The sequence below is a fragment of the Actinomycetes bacterium genome (assembly GCA_036000965.1).
Taxonomy (GTDB): Bacteria; Actinomycetota; CALGFH01; order CALGFH01; family CALGFH01; genus DASYUT01.
Genome location: DASYUT010000021.1, coordinates 1 through 1748, shown reverse-complemented (window position 1 = coordinate 1748; position 1748 = coordinate 1). Strand labels below are relative to the sequence as shown.

3 protein-coding genes are annotated in these 1748 nt (G+C 72.0%); 2 read left to right on the top strand and 1 reads right to left on the bottom strand.

The features are described from left to right. The coding region (locus tag VG276_01130; GenBank protein ID HEV8648017.1) for a magnesium chelatase domain-containing protein at positions 1 to 251 on the bottom strand (251 nt) is incomplete at its 3' end. A gap of 84 nt (positions 252 to 335) precedes the next feature. On the opposite strand from VG276_01130, the gene VG276_01125 reads away from it, so the two are divergent. Together VG276_01125 and VG276_01120 are read left to right on the top strand one after the other, a co-directional pair. Next, on the top strand, positions 336 to 644 hold the full coding sequence (locus VG276_01125; protein ID HEV8648016.1) for a LuxR C-terminal-related transcriptional regulator: 309 nt from the start codon (positions 336 to 338) through the stop codon (positions 642 to 644). A 78-nt stretch (positions 645 to 722) separates the two neighbouring features. Further along, positions 723 to 1538, top strand: a complete 816-nt coding sequence (locus VG276_01120) for a maleylpyruvate isomerase N-terminal domain-containing protein (GenBank protein ID HEV8648015.1) — start codon at positions 723 to 725, stop codon at positions 1536 to 1538. The last annotated feature ends 210 nt before the right edge of the window (positions 1539 to 1748 follow it).

Here is a 1748-nt window from a genome sequence, read left to right as displayed (position 1 = left end):
ATGGGCAGGTCGAAGCCGGCGCCGTGCTTGGGCAGGTCGGAGGGTGACAGCGACACGGTCACGCGCCGGTCCGGCCAGTCGAAGCCCGCGTTGCCGAACGCGGCCCGGAGGCGGTCGCGGGCCTCGTGGACGGCGGTGTCGCCGAGGCCGACGATGGTGACCGCGGGCAGGCCACGGCTGATGTCGACCTCGGTGCGCACCGGGTGGGCGGCAAGGCCCACCAGCGCGGCGGTCGCGAGCCTGGCCAGCACCGCTCACGCCACCCCGGCGGGGTGAAGGCTGGGCAAGGCGGCGGCGCTCGGCATGCGGCGAACCTACGTGGCCCCGGGACGAGGTTGGACGGCCCCGGCCAGAATGTGGACAACCGAACGCTCACCAACTCGGGACTCGCGCGGCTGCTCTCCGAGGCCGGCGTCGAGGTCGTCGGGGAGGCGACCGACGCTGACGACCTCCTACGAATGGTGACCCTAGACCAGCCCGACGTGCGATCGTCGACATCCGCTTCCGGCATCGCCGGCGAACTCGGGATCAGCGAACGAACCGTCAAAGCGGCATCTGCCCAGATGTTTCGCAAGCTCGGCCTGGAGCCCTCCCCGGACGTGAACCGTCGCGTGCTCGCCGTGCTCACGCTGCTCCGCAGCTAGGACGCCGTTTCGTTCCTTTAGTATGGTATGGGATGATCACGCGCCGTGAGCGAGGTCGCGACGGGTCAGGAGGCGACGATGCCCGAGCTGGCAATGGTGACCGCACCAGCCGACCGCCTACTCGCGGCGCTGCGCCGCTGCCACGACGAACTGACCGCACGCGTCAGCAGGCTCGGCGAAGCGGACCTCACCCGCCGGTCCTACCGCATCGACTGGTCCATCGCGCAGGTGCTGTCCCACCTGGGCAGGGGCGCCGAGATCACCCTCGCCCAGCTCCAGGCCGCCCGCGCCGACACCACGCCGCTCGGCCCAGACGACGTCCGTCCGGTCTGGGCACGCTGGGACGCCCGCTCACCACAGCAGCAGGCCGCCGCGTTCGCCGACGCGGTCCCCCGCCTGTTCGACGCCGTCGACGCGCTCGACGGCGCCGAACGGCGCCGGCTCCGCCCCTACCAGATCATCGTCGGCCACGTCGACCTGCCCACCTTCCTTGCCTTCTCCCTGAATGAGCAGGCAATGCACGGCTGGGAGGTGCACGTGGTCTTCGAGCCCGAGCTACCTGTGGACGCCGAGGCGGTCGAGCTGCTGGTGGAGCTGCTGCCGTTCGGGGCCAGTCTCGTCGACGACAAGGTGCTCGGCGCGCTCGCGCCCGCCCGGCTGGCCATCGAGACCAGCGACCCCGCCCGCCGGTTCGTCCTGGCCCTCGGCGACCAGGCCCACCTGGGCCTGGGCCCGGCCGAGGACGGGGAGGTGTCGGGGTCCCTGCGGCTGCCGACCGAGGCGCTGGTGCGGCTGTTCACCGGCCGGCTCGACCCCGCGCACACGCCCGCAGGCACCCGTGCCGAGGGCCGGCCGTTCCTGGACGAGCTGCGCCGGCTCTATCCTCTGCGCTGATCCCGCGCGGCCGGCGACCGCCCCGTCAGGCCAGGTGCCTGGCCAGGCGCTCGAGGACTGCGCCGGGCCTACTCGCGAGCGCGTATCTGCTGCACGGCCCCGCCGTTGCCGTCCGGATCGCTGAAGAAAGACGAACCCGACATTGTCGAGAGCGTCTCCTTCACGGCTTGGGCGCAACGAACCCGAGTCCGGGGTGGAGGTGGCAGGAGT